This is a genomic window from Mammaliicoccus sp. K-M42 (assembly GCF_022386375.1).
GTDB lineage: Bacteria > Bacillota > Bacilli > Staphylococcales > Staphylococcaceae > Mammaliicoccus > Mammaliicoccus fleurettii.
On the sequence record NZ_JAJNIS010000002.1, the window covers coordinates 237,795 to 253,256 of the forward strand.

Genomic DNA, 15,462 nt, shown 5'->3' on the forward strand with positions numbered 1-15,462 from the left:
TCCTATTCAAGAATTTCTAAGCGTTCTATTGCTTGCTTAAGTTCTTGATTATCTCCTGACAATCTTTTTAATTCGTCTATAATTGTTTGTCGTTCTTTAAATTTGTTAAAGAGTTGTAATTTAGTTTCATACTCTTCTAGTAATTCATCTGTTCGCTTTATATTATCATATACAGCTTGTCGACTCACATGAAAAGTCTCTGCTATTTCACTTAAAGCATAATCTTGTAAATAATATAATTCTAAATAATTACGTTGTTTTTCTGTTAATAAACCTTGATAAAAATCAAATAAGTAATTCATTCTCATCGTTTTAACGAGGTCATTACTTTCCTTCATTATGATCAACTTCTTCAGTAGTATTTTCAATATCTTCATTTGAATCAATCATGTCAGCGAATAGTCCATATACATAACTTTCCGCATCAAACGGTTGTAAATCGTCTAATTTTTCACCTAATCCAACATATTTAACTGGGATTTGTAATTCATTACGTATTGCTAATACAATACCACCTTTTGCAGTACCGTCAAGTTTAGTTAATACGATACCTGTAACTTGAGTGACTTCTTTGAATGATTTTGCTTGAGACAATGCATTTTGTCCAGTTGTAGCATCTAAAGCTAGTAATACTTCATGCGGTGCACCAGGAATGTTACGATCAATAACTTTTCTAACTTTTTGTAACTCATTCATTAAGTTAGCTTTATTTTGTAATCTTCCTGCAGTATCACAAATAAGAATATCTGCACCTCTATTTTTTGCAGCATTTACAGCATCATACATAACAGCTGCAGGGTCAGAACCTTCTTTTTGACTTATTACTTCAACACCAACTCTTTCACCCCATACTTTCAATTGTTCAATTGCTCCAGCACGGAATGTGTCACCAGCTGCTAAGACTACTTTTTTACCTTCTTGTTTATAACGGTGTGCTAATTTACCGATAGTTGTTGTTTTTCCAACGCCATTAACACCAACCATTAATATAACATTTAATCGGTCATCTTCAATGTTCATACGATCAATTTCTTCATCATCTTGTACATATATATCCACAATCTTTTCAACGATAACTTCTCTTAATTCAGATGTTTCAGTTATGTTTTGACGTTTCGCTTCCATACGTAGTTCATCTACTAATTCCATAACCGTGTTGAAACCAACATCAGCTTGAATTAACATTTCTTCTAATGCTTCAAAGAAATCTTCGTCTACTTTTCTATAAACTGCTAATAAATCATTTAGTTTATTTTGGAAATTCTCTCTAGATTTTTCAAGTCCTTGTTTAAATTTCGCACCAAGTTGTTCAGATTCCCATTCCTCAAATTCATCCAATGACATAAGTCCGTCATCAAATTGTACCGCTTCAGGATTTTCTTTTTCATTGGATTCAGGTGGTAAGTCTTGAACTGGTTTTTCTTCTTGAGTCTCTAATTCTTTATTCGTTTCTTCTGAAGGAGAAAATTTACTTTTTAATCTTTTAAAAAAACTCATGATTGTAATGCCTCCAATTCTTCTTCTTTAATTGATTTTAAGTTAACACTCACAAGTTTAGAAATGCCTGCTTCTTGCATAGTCACACCATATAAACTATCAGCGTAAGACATGGTACCTTTTCTATGTGTTATCACGATAAATTGCGTTTCTGCTTTTAATTTATCCAAGTATTCAGCGTATCTGATTACATTTTGTTCATCAAGTGCTGCTTCTACTTCATCAAGTATAACAAATGGAGCTGTTCTCGACTTCAATATCGCAAATAGCAAACTGATAGCAGATAATGCTCGTTCTCCACCACTTAACAATGATAAATATTGTCTATTTTTACCAGGAGGTTGCACAACAATTTCAACTCCCGCATTTAGAATGTCTTTATCAGTAAGCTGCAATTCTGCTCTCCCACCATTAAATAGTGATTTAAACACATTGCCAAAATGATGATTAACTTCATCAAATGTTTCTTTAAATCTTGTTGATACTTCACTATCCATTTCTAAAATAACTTGTTCTAAAGTTTCTTTAGCTTCTAATAAATCAGTTCTTTGATCGCTTAAGAAAGTATATCTTTCATTCACTTCTTTAAATTGATCAATAGCATTTATGTTTACATGACCTAATTCATCTATAGACATCTTAGTTAATTTCACAGTTTTTCGAGCTTCTGAAATATCTTCTGGCATTTCATAAAGTGACTGTGCTTTTTCAAATGTAAGTTGATAGGTTTCATTCAGATGTGACAATTGATGTTCTATCATAATATCAATTTTAGAATGTTTACTTACCATATCTTGAAGTCCGGTTTCTAAACCAGAAATATTTTGATGTAATGTTTGAGTATCTTGTTCTATTTTCCCAATTTCTTCTTGAATCAATTTATACTTATCTTGTTGATCCATCATTTTAGTTTCAATTTCTTGTTTTAAGACAGTAAAATGCTGAATTTGACCTTCTACTTTTTCAAACTGTCCACTGCCTGTATATTCATCAGAATTAATTAATTCTAATTGATCATTTATTTTACTTAGTGTATGTTCTTGTTCATTTAAATCTTCTTTTAATCTTTTCTTATCTCGTTCTTTCAAACGGTTACGTTCTTTTTCGACTGCAAGGTTTGAACGTTTTTCATTCAATTCATTTTGGATAGTCTTTTCACTGTCTTTATTATTAGATAAAGAGGCATTGAGTTGATTAATATTTAAATCAATTTTTTCTAACTCATTTTTTATAGTAACAAGTTTATTTTTCTTTTCTTGTAATGTTTCTTGCCCTTTTACAAAATTATATCCATCATTTTTTTCAAACTCAAAAGTCTCATTTTCTTCTTTCAAACGTTTTTCTTTAGCTAAAACTGCATCTAGTTGTAATGTTACTTCGTGTTCACTTGCTCTAAGTTCTGTACCTCTTTCTTGAGTTGTTGAAAGAGATTCTTCTAATTGCTGAATGTCTGCTTTTAATGATTTTACTTTTGATTCAATTTGCGTAGTTTGTTGCATGAAGTTTTGATATTTATCTTCAGTCGTTTTCAGTTCATCTTTTTGAGATAGCAAACTTGCTTTCTTCTCTTTACCGCCACCTGTCATAGCGCCACCAGGTGTAATAACATCACCTTCAAGGGTAACAATTCTATGCTTAAATTGAATTGTTCTAGCGATTTGATTCGCAGTTTCTAAGTCTTTGGCAATGATTGTGCTACCAAGTAAGTGTTCTACAATATTGCGGTATTTCGGATCAAATTGAACACCTTCAGATGCTACTGTTATAAACCCATTATCTCCACTTATTTGATCGACAATATTTTGCGGTACAAAACGTTTTTTCACAACATTCATCGGTAAAAATGTTGCTCTGCCTAACTTTTTATCTTTTAAATATTTTATTGCAAGTCGAGCATCTTTTTCTTCTTGCACAATAATATGTTGAAGTGAAGCTCCTAATGCTATTTCTATTGCAGTAGTTAATTTTGATGGTGTATCGATTATTTCTGCTACTGCACCTTCTATACCTTTTAAAGATTTTTCTTTTAAAACATGTTTAACTCCAGAATAAAAACCAGAATACTCATCTTGCATACTTTTCAGAGTATTAATACGTGTCTTCATTTGTTCTGTATATCGATAAGCTTGATACAGTTTAGACTCAGCATCTTTATATTCTTGTTCTTTATTTTTCAATAGTGCGTGGTCTGATTTATATTTTTCAGTCGTTTCTTTAAGTTCATTTTCTACTTCATTCAATTTCTGAGTAAAAGAATCTTTTTCTTCCCAAACTTTTTGAAGTGAATCATATACTTCTTTTTGACGACCATCTAATCTAGATTGTTTTTCTTGATGTGTTGTTAATTTATCCTCTAAAAATCGAATATCATTATTTATATCTGATTGTTCAGTCATAAGTTGATAGTAACGATCTTTAAGCTGTTCAATTCTTTCTTCAAATGTACCTTCTTGATTTGAAAGCTGACTTTCTAGTTGATTTATTACTTGAACCATCTCTTGATATTTACTTTTAAAAGTGGATAATTCATCATCAATTTCTTTGATTTGTTCAGAAATTTTATTAATTCTCGTTTGTGAAGCATGCTTTTCTTCTTCTAGTCTTTCATTAGTTGCATCACTATTTTTTTGGCGCTCTTTTAATACTTCGAGTTGACCTGTAAATCGTTCTAATGACTCTGTAGCTTCTACTAATGACTTATTAGATTCTTGAATTTGATAAGAAATGTTGTCTCTTGCTTTTTTCTTTTCATTTAATTCAAACGTCATTGCATCTAGTTCATTTGTTTTTTGATCTTTTTGATTTTGAAAATGCTCAATATCTTGTTCTAATTGTTTAAAATCTTTATTTAAACTTTCAATATCGTATACAGTCACTGTAATATCGCTTTTTTTCATTTCTTCTTTCAAAGCAATATATTCTTCAGCAATTGCTGCTTCTTCTCTTAAAGGCTCAACTCGCGCTTCTAAGTCAAATACAATATCTTCGACTCGATTTAAGTTTTGTTCAGTTTCATCTAATTTATGAGTAGCTTCTTTCTTACGTTTCTTATATTTTAAGACTCCGGCAGCTTCCTCTATTAAATATCTTCTATCAGTTGGTTTAGCATTTAACACTTCATCAACTTTACCTTGTGATATTATACTGAATGCTTCTTTACCTAAACCTGAATCTAAAAATAAATCTATAACAGATTTCAAACGTGTACGTTCCTTATTTAAATAATATTCACTATCGCCATTTCTATATAGTCTACGTTCAACAGTGATTGTATCTTCATCTATATTTAATTTTCTAGAATGATTATCTAGTGTTAATTTAACTTCTGCATATTGACATTTCTTACGTTCCTTAGACCCATTGAATATAACATCTTCCATCTTAGAACCACGTAAACTTTTGGCAGATTGTTCGCCTAGAACCCATTTTATAGCGTCCGTAATGTTACTTTTCCCACTACCATTCGGTCCAACAATAGCTGTTACACCATTATCAAAATCTACATGTGTATGTTCAGCAAAAGATTTAAACCCATATGCATCTATTGATTTTAAATAAACCATAAACTACCCCTTATTAACCATTATTCAGCGCTTTTTTAGCTGCATTTTGCTCTGATTCTTTTTTCGTTCTACCTTGTCCAGTTTCTAAAGGATTACCATTTAACAATACTTCTGAAGTAAATAACTTATGATGAGCTGGACCACTTTCATCTAACAAATTATAAGTAATCGTACCTTTATTGCGACGATGCATAAACTCTTGTAATTCAGTTTTGTAGTCTCTGTTAGCCGTATAACTGTCATCTATAACATGTGGATATACAACTTTATTTAAAAATACTTCTACAGTATCAAGACCTTTATCCAAATATAATGCACCAATAAACGATTCAAAAGCATCAGCTATAAGAGAAGGTCTTTCACGTCCACCCGTTTTCTCTTCACCTTTACCTAATAAAAGTAATTCATTCATATTCAAACTCATTGCAAATGTTACAAGTGATGGTTCACATACAATTGATGCGCGCAGTTTAGTGAGCTTACCCTCTGGAAGTAATGGGAATTTCTTATACAAAAACTGTGACACCGTCAATTCTAACACCGCATCTCCTAAAAATTCTAATCGCTCATTATGACTTAGTTTATCAAGTTTAAAATCATTAATAAAACTAGAATGAGAGAACGCTTGAACATATATATCATAATTTCCAAATTCGATATCGACTTCATTCATGAACTCATCGAATCTGGCTTTAAACTGGGTTATGATTTGTGATTTATTTTTAAACATGCCTTTCCTCCTTAACATTATGTTTCCTATCTATTTTACGTTATATTTCATAAAAAAAAAAGAATATTATCATAAAGAACAATAACAGTTCATAATCTATATACATATTACAAATAAAGGAAAGAATATAAACATATATCTAATAGAATGCATAAAAAAACTGCCAACAAAATATAAACTTTGTCGACAGTTTGAATTAATTAACTTACATTTAATTAGTTTGGTCTGATAAACCACATTTCACTTTCGTAATCGTGTGTAATTCGCTGAGCAACCTCAGTCTTATCAGTTCCACCACCATACCAATTTTGATCTAGACTTTGGAATTGCATTAAGTTTCCATCAGCATTACCATTTAATACAATTGCTGTATGACCTGCTCCAGAACCAAAATCTCCATTAAATACTACAATATCTCCAGGTTTTGCAACAAATGAAGGTGAATTCTTATAAACTGTAGCTTCACCACTAAAATTATTAGCAGTAGGAATATCTTTTGCATAATCACCGTGTAAACCATGACCATATAAATAATTCCAATAGTAGTTTACAAGATCAAAGCATTGCCACCCATAATAGCCATCAAAATCCCAGCCCTTACCTTCTAATGAATAAATATAATTCATGGCAGCCGTTGAAGATTTCGCAACTTCTTTTTGGACCTTACTCGATTTTTTATCATAATCTCTATGTTCAATTTCTACGTTCTGTATCTTAGGTGTTTTGTCTTTAGATGTATCACTACCGCCGCCATCTTTAGCGTCAGCATTCATATTCATATTCAGTGCAGTCAAACTCGTAAATGCGATCGCTAACAATAATTTAGACTTAATTTTCATACATCCCCTTTAACATTATGTATTAAATATTCCTATTTGGAATATTAAAACATTTTAACATATATAAAGTATACTGGATATATTATAAATATTAAGTCTTGTTTACAAAATGTAAAAACTGAAATATTTATTTTTTATAAAATCTTACGATTTTGTTCGAGCATGCTTGCCTAGGGGTATGGCTCGAGCCTGTAGTCTCTCACACATACTATTCCCTCAGGCGTCAGCACTTCACAAAATCGTTGCAAATATTCATTTTTATATAGTAAATAAGTACAGGAATTCTATGATATTCATTTCCTAGACTCTTTTATCATTTTTTATATTGTTATATTTGAGTCCATTCTCAATGTCTACTTTTTGATTAAGTTTCTCAGTCTTTCTTTTCTATTTTTTAACGTTTACAGTGATATGCTTATTTTTTATAAATCTTACGATTTTGTTCGTGCATGCTTGCCAGAGGGTATGGCTCGAGCCTGTAGTCTCTCACGCATACTATTCCCTCAGGCGTCAGCACTTTACAAAATCGTTGCAAATATTCATTTTTAAACAAAAAAGAGCTTAAGACATTTATGCCCTAAGCTCTTTTTTAATTAGAATTATTTTTCTAATGATTCAATATATTTAACAGCGTCACCAACTGTGTTGATTTTTTCTGCTTCCTCATCAGGGATTTCCATATCAAATTCATCTTCTAATTCCATTACTAATTCAGCGATATCTAAAGAATCAGCACCTAAATCATCTTTAAATGAAGCTTCAGGTGTTACTTTTTCAGCGTCTACGCCTAAACGATCTACAATAATTTCTTTAACTTTATCGAAACTTGCCATTCCATTCACCTCCTTTAAATAATTGTCTATTCTATATAATAAGAAATACAATTTCTCTTACTACCATGTATTACTATATAATAAATCCTATTGCATGTACATTCCGCCATTAACATGAATTGTTTGACCTGTTATATAACTTGCTTTATCGCTTGCAAGGAAAGCAACAGTATTCGCAATATCACTATCTTCACCAAATCTTGCTAATGGTATTTGTGACTTCATTTGTTCTTTTAAATCATCTGATAGTTGATTTGTCATATCTGAAACGATAAAACCTGGAGCTACAGCGTTACAAGTTATACCTCTTGATGCTAATTCTCTTGCGAAGGTTCTTGTCATACCTTCTACACCTGATTTAGTAGCAACATAGTTTACTTGACCAGGATTACCTAAAGCACCAACGACACTTGAAAGGTTGATAATACGGCCTGACTTTTGTTTTAACATAGGTCTTGTAACTGCTTGAACACAGTTAAATACGCCTTTTAAATTTGTGTTAATTACGTCATCCCATTCATCTTGTTTCATTCTCATCAATAAATTATCTTTTGTAATACCTGCATTATTTACTAATACATCAATTGTTCCAAATTGATTCGTAGTTTCTTTAATCATAGCTTTTACTTCATCAATTTCACTAACGTTAGCTTGTATAGCAAATGCATCTACACCGAATTCTTTTATTTCAGAAACAACTTGTTCAGCTTTTTCTTTGTTTCCTGCATAGTTTACGACTACGTTATAGCCTTCTTTACCAAGTTCTAGTGCGATTTTTCTACCAATACCTCTAGAAGCACCCGTTACGATTGCTGTTTTTGTCATTATTCATTCCATCCTTTAATATCATCAATAGTTTGAATTGATGTTATTTTAACATCTCGGCTAATTTTTTTGACTAAACCAGATAAAACTTTATTCGGACCTACTTCAATAAAATGATCTACACCTTGATCAATTAAATATTCGATAGATTGACTGAATTCTACTGGTGAAAATAATTGTTTCACCATGTTTTCTTTTATTACTTTATGGTCTGTTTCAGGTTTTGCATAAACATTTTGAACGATTGGATGTTTCGCATCTTTCCATTCAAATTGGTCAATATAATTTTCAAAATCTTCAGCAATTGTTTTCATCATTGAAGAGTGAAATGGCCCTGAAACTTTCAATGGCATAACACGCTTTGCTCCATGTGATTTACCTTCTGAGACTAATTTATCTATTAATTCTGAATGTCCAGATACGACAATTTGACCAGGGCAATTAATATTTGCAGGTTCAATTAATTTATCTTCTGTAGATAATTGCTCACATATAGCTCTTACTTCATCAATATTTAGTCCTAAGACTGCAGCCATAGAACCTACGCCTTGTGGAAAAGCTTCAGACATTAATGTACCACGTTTATGTACAATTTGAACTGCATCTTCAAATTTTAATACACCTTCTGATACTAATGCTGAATATTCCCCTAAACTATGTCCTAAAGCAAAGTCATAATTTAAATTTTCCAACGCGTTCATTAGTGCTGAACTATGTGTTAATAAAGCTGGTTGAGTATATTCTGTTAAACCTAAAATTTCTTCTGGATCTTTAAACATTATTTCAAGCAAATCAAAAGATAATGATTCATTTGCTCTATCTAAAATGGATGTTGAATTAATTTCTTTTTGATATAAATCCTCGGCCATCCCTACTTTTTGAGAGCCTTGACCTGGAAACATAATGGCAACTTTACTCATTTATTTCACCTACTGCTTTCTTCATTTTATCTACTATTTTAGTATCTGCAGCTAGTTTAGCTTGTTTAATCGCATTATAAAAAGCTCGTTCGTTTGATGATCCATGTGCTTTTACGACGATACCATTCAGTCCTAATAGAACGGAACCACCATATTCGGCATAGTCCATTTTATCATTAATTTTTTTAAAATCTTTTTTCAAGGTAAGTGCAGCTAGTTTATTTTTAGTTGATGCAGTCATTGCCTCTTTTAACATTTTAAATATACCAGTTGCTGTACCTTCTATTGTTTTTAATACCAAATTCCCGTTATATCCATCTGACACAACAACATCACATGCATCTAAAAGTAAAGATTTTGACTCAACATTACCAATAAAATTATCAAATTTTTCTTCTTTTAATAATTGATATGTTTTTTTAGTTACAGCATTACCTTTAGATTCTTCAGTACCTATATTTAGTAAGGCAAGTGAAGGATTATCGATTTTTCTAACTTGTTTTGCATATATCTCACCCATTTTTGCATATTGAACTAGGTGTTCAGGTTTAGCATCTGAGTTTGCACCGATATCTAAAAATACAAATCCTTTTCCCGTTACTGTAGGAAATGTAGCTACTAACGCTGGTCTTTCTATACCTTTAATTCTACCTACAATAAATAATCCACTACTCATCAACGCACCCGTATTACCAGCTGATACACACGCTTCTGCTTTTCCTTCTTTAACAGCATTAGCCATCAAAACCATAGATGAATTTTTCTTTTTCTTTATAGATCTTACAGGTTCATCATCCATAGTTATCACTTCATCTGTATGTTGAAAAGTTATACGTTCATGTTGATAGTTATATTGTTTTTCATCTCCATACAATAAAATTTCTAAGTCTGGAAAGTCATGAATTGCTGTTTTTACCGATTCTATTACGATACCTGGTGCTTCGTCTCCGCCCATCATATCTATCGCAATTTTAACCATTATTTTCACCCTCGTTCGAATAATACATTTCAAATTGTCCTTGGAAAACGAGTTCCCCATGAACAGTACTTGTTACTTCAACTTTAGCTATATGTTTAGATTTACTAATAACAGTAGCTTTAGCGATTACTCTATCTTTTAAATTTACTGATTTTTTGAATTGAACATTACTCTTAGTAGTTAATGCTAATTCGTCATTGATTAAAGCTACACATAACGAATTTGCTTGAGCAAATAAATAGTGACCTCTCGCAATTTTATTACGTGTAAACACATGTTCTTCTTTAATATCTAAAATTGATATAGCGGATTTATCCAGCTCAATATCAATAATTTCCCCTATTACATCTTCAATGGGCAATGATTTAATTTCATCATGATTTTGTGTTGCTACGTCTTTAATACGTCGTCTTAATTCAGGAATTCCTAGCTCCATTCTATCCAGTCTAATAGTTTGGATGCTTACTTTAAAATATTCACTTAAAGTTTCGTCAGTTATGAAAGGTTCTGCTTTCAAACGATTTGTTAATTCCTTCTGGCGATCTGCTTTCGATAATTTCATTTCATCCATATCCATTCTATTATGTACTTATAGCTAAAATTAGCACCTGCTATCATGACCTACTTTATTTATACTAACACGGGTATAACAATATACTCAACAAATAATACAATAAAAAAGAGTGAAATTTAATTTTTCACTCTTTTAATATAAATTATGATGATTTTTCCTCTACAGCAGTATATATCATACGCTCTTCAAATAATAAAGTTTCAGGATTATAAGTATCACAAGTAATTAATGTTAATTGGTTAGGTTTACCTTTGTGTTCATTCAAAACTTCAACTTGACTAGGTTTAACATTTTTTATGTTATTGATTTTGTATTTTTTTGTACCTTTAACTGTAATGAGCTCAACGCTATCTCCGACTTTAGCTCTATCTAAATTATTAAATCTAATACCTGCCCCTTCGACACGATGACCAGCTATTGCAACATTTTGCTCATTAAGTTGTTCATTTTCATCAACTAATGACAGACCATTTTTCAAATTCTGTTCCGTTGCTGGACCTTTAAATATAGGCTCAGATATATCTGCAGATGGCACTTTTAAATAGCCAACCATATTATCATTAACTTTGAGTTTATTCGTTTCAGTCTTCGTAATCCACGATTCAATCGGATTCACTTTAACTTTATCATTTTGATTTTCATATGATTCAATCACTTTATCATTAACGCGTTCTGTAAAGTAAGTTCTAATATCATTCCAGAAAAATATTGAAATAGCTGTAATGATTAATAAAATTCCTATAATTTTTAAAACCCACCTCATGTATCTTACCTACTCTCAAATTATGGTAATTCAAATTTATACAATCCATCTATTGATGTCAATCAAAATTTTGTTCTTCCATAGATTCTTGAACAAGCATTCTTAACTTATCATATTGTGGTTTAAAAAATTCACCCGACTGAACTAATTCACTTGCTTCATCTCTAGCGACTTCCAACATTCTATAATCTTCAACAATATTTGCAACTCTAAAGTCTGGCAATCCACTTTGTTTTACACCAAAGAAATCACCCGGACCTCTCATTTCTAAGTCTCTTTCAGATAAGTAAAATCCATCAGTTGATTCAGTCATAATATGCATACGTTCTACTCCACTTTCAGTTTTTGGAGATGCAACTAAAGTACAATAACTTTGGTGATGACTACGACCTACTCTTCCTCGTAATTGATGTAGTGTAGATAAACCAAATCGATCCGCATCATAAATGACCATATATGTTGCATTAGGGACGTTTACACCTACTTCAACAACCGTTGTAGATACTAAAATTGCTATTTCATTATTGCTAAATTTATTCATAATTTCATCTTTATCGTCAGCATGCATTTTCCCATGAACAAGTCCTACTTTTTCAGAACCAAATCTTAACTGCAACTGTTCATATATTGCTACAACATTTTGAACATCAAGTGCTTCACTCTCTTCAATCAATGGACATATAACATACGCTTGACGTCCCTTTACGATTTCACTATTGAGTTTATTTAACACATTATCTATCTCATCATGTTTAGCCCATGATGTTATAATTTCTTTACGACCTTTAGGCATTTGTTTGATTGAAGTAACGTCCATTTCTCCAAATGCTGATATTGATAAAGTTCTAGGTATTGGTGTTGCAGTCATAAACAACACGTTTGTATCAGCACCTTTTTCTCTTAACTTTTTCCTTTGATTCACACCAAAGCGATGTTGTTCGTCAATAATAACTAAACCTATTTCATTAAATGATACATCATCTTGTATTAATGCATGTGTACCCACTAAAATATCAATTTCTCCAGCTTCTAACTGCTCTAAAAGTATTTTTCTTTTTTTACCTTTAACTGAACTTGTTAATAAGGCTACATTTAACTTTCCACCAAACAATTCATCTAAGCTAATTGCATGTTGTTCAGCAAGTATAGCTGTTGGAACCATTAAAGCACTTTGTTTACCAGCATTATACATAGCATATATTGCTATAGCTGCAACAACCGTCTTACCTGATCCTACATCACCTTGTAATAATCGATGCATTTTAATAGGGGCTTTTAAATCTCTAAAAATTTCATTCACGCTATTTTTTTGAGCATCTGTTAGTTCGAAAGGCAATGTTTCAATAAATGATTTCACTTCATTCACGTCATAATTGAGTCCTTCAATTTTATTAGATTCTTTCTCCAATTTACTTAACCACTTCATTTTGAGCTGAAATAGAAATAACTCATTAAATGAAAATGTACGACGAGCTAATTTTAAATGCTCAAACTGTACAGGTTTATGTAATATAGGTATGACATCTTTTAATGACATTAATTTATATTTTGTCATTAATTCTGGAGATAACCATTCGTCTATATCAACTAGACTTAATGCTTGCTCTATATATTTATTAAGTTGCTTTTGTTTAAGCCCCTCTTTCGATCTATATATAGGGGTTAATGCATTGCCACCATCTTCTTTTTCCGCCATAACTTTTTGACCTGTTATAACTTGTTTCTTTTGTTCCCATTTGCCCTTCACCGTTACCGTTTCACCCATTATGAGTCTTTTTTTCAAATATGGTTGATTAAAGAATGTTACTTTTACAGCTATATTATCTATCATCATATGGCATGTTAATTTTGATTTATTTCTACCAAAAAATGCAACAGTTGGACTAGAATATACTTCTCCTATAACTGTTACAACATCACCATCATTAGCTTCATTTAAATTGATGACTGATTCATCTTCATAACGAGTTGGTAAATACAGTACAAGGTCTTCTAAAGTATAAATATTTAATTCATTTAACAGCTGAAGACTTTTCGGTCCAACACCTTTAAGTTCTTGCAGTGTATGGTCTGTATATATCAGATGTTGCTTTCTCATTTTTATCACCTATATTAATTAATACTCTAATTATAGAACAAATATTTATGATTAACCAATCGAATTCATTTTACAAACAATTGTGTAGAACAATTAACCTTATATATAAACAAAAAAGAGACTGTGACAATAAAGTTTTGTCATAGCCTCTAAATATCCATTCTAGTTACCAAATATTTCTTGTTTTAATCTTTCACCTGTCGGCGTACCTGCCAAACCACCACGTCCTGTTTCACGTAGAGCTGATGGCATTGTTTGCCCAATTTTATACATAGCTTCTATTACTTCATCAGTAGGTATTCTTGATTTCACACCTGCTAATGCCATATCAGCTGAAATAACTGCATTTGATGCACCTGCTGCATTTCTTTTAACACAAGGAACTTCTACTAATCCTGCAACTGGGTCACAAACAAGTCCGAGCATATTTTTTAAACTAATTGCAAATGCTTCTGCAGATTGTTGAGGTGTACCTCCAGCCATTTCCACTGTTGCAGCTGCACTCATTGCAGCTGCAGAACCAACTTCTGCTTGACATCCACCTGCTGCGCCAGAAATAGATGCATTATTTGCAACGACAAAACCAAAAGCACCTGTTGTAAATAAGAAATGAATCATATCTTCTCTAGTTGGATTCAATCTTTTTTTAAGTGCAAACAACACACCAGGAGCGACGCCTGCCGAACCTGCTGTAGGTGTTGCACAAATTTTACCCATTGCTGCATTAACTTCATTTGTAGCTACTGCTTTGCTAACAGCATCAATCATTAAATCACCTGAAAGTGACTGACCACTTTCTAAATATTTTTGTAATAATACAGCATCCATGCCTGTTAATCCAGTTGTAGATGATACACCATTAATCCCACGTTCTATCGCTTTTTCCATTGTATCTAAATTGCGTTCCATATTTTGATATATTTCTTCTTTGGAGAGCTTCGAAACACGCATTTCCTGTTCAATCATGACTTCGTATATTTTTTTATTTTCTCGTTCACAAATTTCTATAAGTTCTTTCACACTTTGGAACATGATAACCCTCCTTCTATTATTCCCCCATTAATGACACTGTTTGTACACCATCGATATCTTTTATTTTCCCTAATACATCTTCTGGGATATCATCGTCTAGTTCACAAGTCATTAAAGCAAGTTCACCTTTTTCTTTACGGGCAACTTGCATACTTCCAACATTAATTTGATGATCACCAAATACATTTGTAACTTTTCCAATCGTACCAAACGTATCATTATGGAATACTAATAATGCTGGATAATTCCCACTGATCGCGATTTGGAAACCATTTATTGCAACGATTTCCACTTTACCGCCACCAATAGAAATACCTTCAACTGAAATTTCCATTTCTTTATTTCTCATACTTATTATTGCAGTATTAGGATGCGATCTTTCCTCGAACATTTCGATAAAGTTAACATCTATTCCTTGTTGTTCAGCTTCTTCTAAGCTCGTTTTAATTCTGTCGTCATCAGTATCATAACCTAAAACACCTCCAACAAGTGCAACATCTGTTCCATGACCTTTATATGTTTCCATAAAAGACCCGTACAAATATATATCTATATGATCTGGTTTCCCATCAAATAACCCTCTAGCTATCAAACCAATTCTAACTGCTCCTGCAGTATGTGATGAAGATGGTCCAACCATGACAGGACCTATAATGTCAAAGACACTTCTATATTTCATCAATAATCACTCGCTTCTCTTTTAATTTCACCTTATCATTATAACAATTTTAATACATTTTGTAAGCGTTTTAGAATATAAAAAACAACAATGCTTTTTGTTTAACATTGTTGTTTTTTTATTTAACAAA

The 15,462-nt window shown here is 31.8% G+C and carries 14 protein-coding genes; all 14 read right to left on the minus strand.

What is annotated here, in order from left to right:
- Positions 1–2: 2 nt before the first annotated feature.
- The 14 genes from LQ668_RS02520 to sdaAB all read right to left on the minus strand — a co-directional run bounded on the left by LQ668_RS02520 (position 3) and on the right by sdaAB (position 15,332).
- On the minus strand, positions 3–338 hold the full coding sequence (locus tag LQ668_RS02520) for a putative DNA-binding protein (protein WP_078356125.1): 336 nt from the start codon (positions 336–338) through the stop codon (positions 3–5).
- Entirely contained in the window at positions 325–1,497 is a 1,173-nt protein-coding gene (gene ftsY, locus LQ668_RS02525; RefSeq protein WP_115337543.1) for a signal recognition particle-docking protein FtsY, read from the minus strand. Before ftsY ends, LQ668_RS02520 begins: the two co-directional genes overlap by 14 nt.
- Positions 1,494–5,060, minus strand: a complete 3,567-nt coding sequence (smc, locus tag LQ668_RS02530; protein ID WP_208143942.1) for a chromosome segregation protein SMC — start codon at positions 5,058–5,060, stop codon at positions 1,494–1,496. Before smc ends, ftsY begins: the two co-directional genes overlap by 4 nt.
- Positions 5,061–5,073: 13 nt before the next feature.
- Positions 5,074–5,790 (minus strand): ribonuclease III, encoded by a 717-nt coding sequence (rnc, locus tag LQ668_RS02535; protein ID WP_078356122.1) that lies wholly within the window; start codon positions 5,788–5,790, stop codon positions 5,074–5,076.
- Positions 5,791–6,005: 215 nt separating this feature from the next.
- Positions 6,006–6,629: a CHAP domain-containing protein gene (locus tag LQ668_RS02540; protein WP_208143943.1), complete on the minus strand. Its 624-nt coding sequence runs from the start codon at positions 6,627–6,629 to the stop codon at positions 6,006–6,008.
- A 599-nt stretch (positions 6,630–7,228) separates the two neighbouring features.
- The gene (locus LQ668_RS02545) at positions 7,229–7,462 is read right to left on the minus strand and encodes an acyl carrier protein (RefSeq protein WP_078356120.1); all 234 of its coding nucleotides are present in this window, start codon (positions 7,460–7,462) and stop codon (positions 7,229–7,231) included.
- 87 nt (positions 7,463–7,549) lie between these two features.
- The gene (fabG, locus tag LQ668_RS02550) at positions 7,550–8,287 is read right to left on the minus strand and encodes a 3-oxoacyl-[acyl-carrier-protein] reductase (RefSeq protein WP_239700376.1); all 738 of its coding nucleotides are present in this window, start codon (positions 8,285–8,287) and stop codon (positions 7,550–7,552) included.
- Positions 8,287–9,207, minus strand: a complete 921-nt coding sequence (fabD, locus tag LQ668_RS02555) for an ACP S-malonyltransferase (protein WP_078356118.1) — start codon at positions 9,205–9,207, stop codon at positions 8,287–8,289. Before fabD ends, fabG begins: the two co-directional genes overlap by 1 nt.
- Entirely contained in the window at positions 9,200–10,186 is a 987-nt protein-coding gene (gene plsX, locus LQ668_RS02560; protein ID WP_107509151.1) for a phosphate acyltransferase PlsX, read from the minus strand. Before plsX ends, fabD begins: the two co-directional genes overlap by 8 nt.
- Positions 10,179–10,748 carry a transcription factor FapR gene (fapR, locus tag LQ668_RS02565; RefSeq protein ID WP_078356372.1) on the minus strand — a complete coding sequence of 190 codons (570 nt, stop codon included), beginning with the start codon at positions 10,746–10,748 and terminating at the stop codon, positions 10,179–10,181. Before fapR ends, plsX begins: the two co-directional genes overlap by 8 nt.
- 154 nt (positions 10,749–10,902) lie before the next feature.
- The gene (locus LQ668_RS02570) at positions 10,903–11,523 is read right to left on the minus strand and encodes a class A sortase (protein ID WP_078356116.1); all 621 of its coding nucleotides are present in this window, start codon (positions 11,521–11,523) and stop codon (positions 10,903–10,905) included.
- 58 nt (positions 11,524–11,581) lie between these two features.
- Positions 11,582–13,621: an ATP-dependent DNA helicase RecG gene (gene recG / locus LQ668_RS02575; RefSeq protein WP_078356115.1), complete on the minus strand. Its 2,040-nt coding sequence runs from the start codon at positions 13,619–13,621 to the stop codon at positions 11,582–11,584.
- Between the two features lie 162 nt (positions 13,622–13,783).
- The gene (sdaAA, locus tag LQ668_RS02580) at positions 13,784–14,653 is read right to left on the minus strand and encodes an L-serine ammonia-lyase, iron-sulfur-dependent, subunit alpha (protein ID WP_078356114.1); all 870 of its coding nucleotides are present in this window, start codon (positions 14,651–14,653) and stop codon (positions 13,784–13,786) included.
- A 16-nt stretch (positions 14,654–14,669) separates the two neighbouring features.
- The gene (gene sdaAB / locus LQ668_RS02585) at positions 14,670–15,332 is read right to left on the minus strand and encodes an L-serine ammonia-lyase, iron-sulfur-dependent subunit beta (protein WP_239775891.1); all 663 of its coding nucleotides are present in this window, start codon (positions 15,330–15,332) and stop codon (positions 14,670–14,672) included.
- Between the last annotated feature and the right edge of the window lie 130 nt (positions 15,333–15,462).

Bases quoted from the DNA above. Each gene is read 5' to 3' on its own strand.
- recG (WP_078356115.1), bottom strand. From the start codon at position 13,621: ATGAGAAAGCAACATCTGATATATACAGACCATACACTGCAAGAACTT.
- sdaAB (WP_239775891.1), bottom strand. From the start codon at position 15,332: ATGAAATATAGAAGTGTCTTTGACATTATAGGTCCTGTCATGGTTGGA.
- sdaAA (WP_078356114.1), bottom strand. From the start codon at position 14,653: ATGTTCCAAAGTGTGAAAGAACTTATAGAAATTTGTGAACGAGAAAAT.
- LQ668_RS02545 (WP_078356120.1), bottom strand. From the start codon at position 7,462: ATGGCAAGTTTCGATAAAGTTAAAGAAATTATTGTAGATCGTTTAGGC.
- LQ668_RS02520 (WP_078356125.1), bottom strand. From the start codon at position 338: ATGAAGGAAAGTAATGACCTCGTTAAAACGATGAGAATGAATTACTTA.
- plsX (WP_107509151.1), bottom strand. From the start codon at position 10,186: ATGGTTAAAATTGCGATAGATATGATGGGCGGAGACGAAGCACCAGGT.
- LQ668_RS02540 (WP_208143943.1), bottom strand. From the start codon at position 6,629: ATGAAAATTAAGTCTAAATTATTGTTAGCGATCGCATTTACGAGTTTG.
- fabD (WP_078356118.1), bottom strand. From the start codon at position 9,207: ATGAGTAAAGTTGCCATTATGTTTCCAGGTCAAGGCTCTCAAAAAGTA.
- smc (WP_208143942.1), bottom strand. From the start codon at position 5,060: ATGGTTTATTTAAAATCAATAGATGCATATGGGTTTAAATCTTTTGCT.
- rnc (WP_078356122.1), bottom strand. From the start codon at position 5,790: ATGTTTAAAAATAAATCACAAATCATAACCCAGTTTAAAGCCAGATTC.
- ftsY (WP_115337543.1), bottom strand. From the start codon at position 1,497: ATGAGTTTTTTTAAAAGATTAAAAAGTAAATTTTCTCCTTCAGAAGAA.
- fabG (WP_239700376.1), bottom strand. From the start codon at position 8,287: ATGACAAAAACAGCAATCGTAACGGGTGCTTCTAGAGGTATTGGTAGA.
- LQ668_RS02570 (WP_078356116.1), bottom strand. From the start codon at position 11,523: ATGAGGTGGGTTTTAAAAATTATAGGAATTTTATTAATCATTACAGCT.
- fapR (WP_078356372.1), bottom strand. From the start codon at position 10,748: ATGAAATTATCGAAAGCAGATCGCCAGAAGGAATTAACAAATCGTTTG.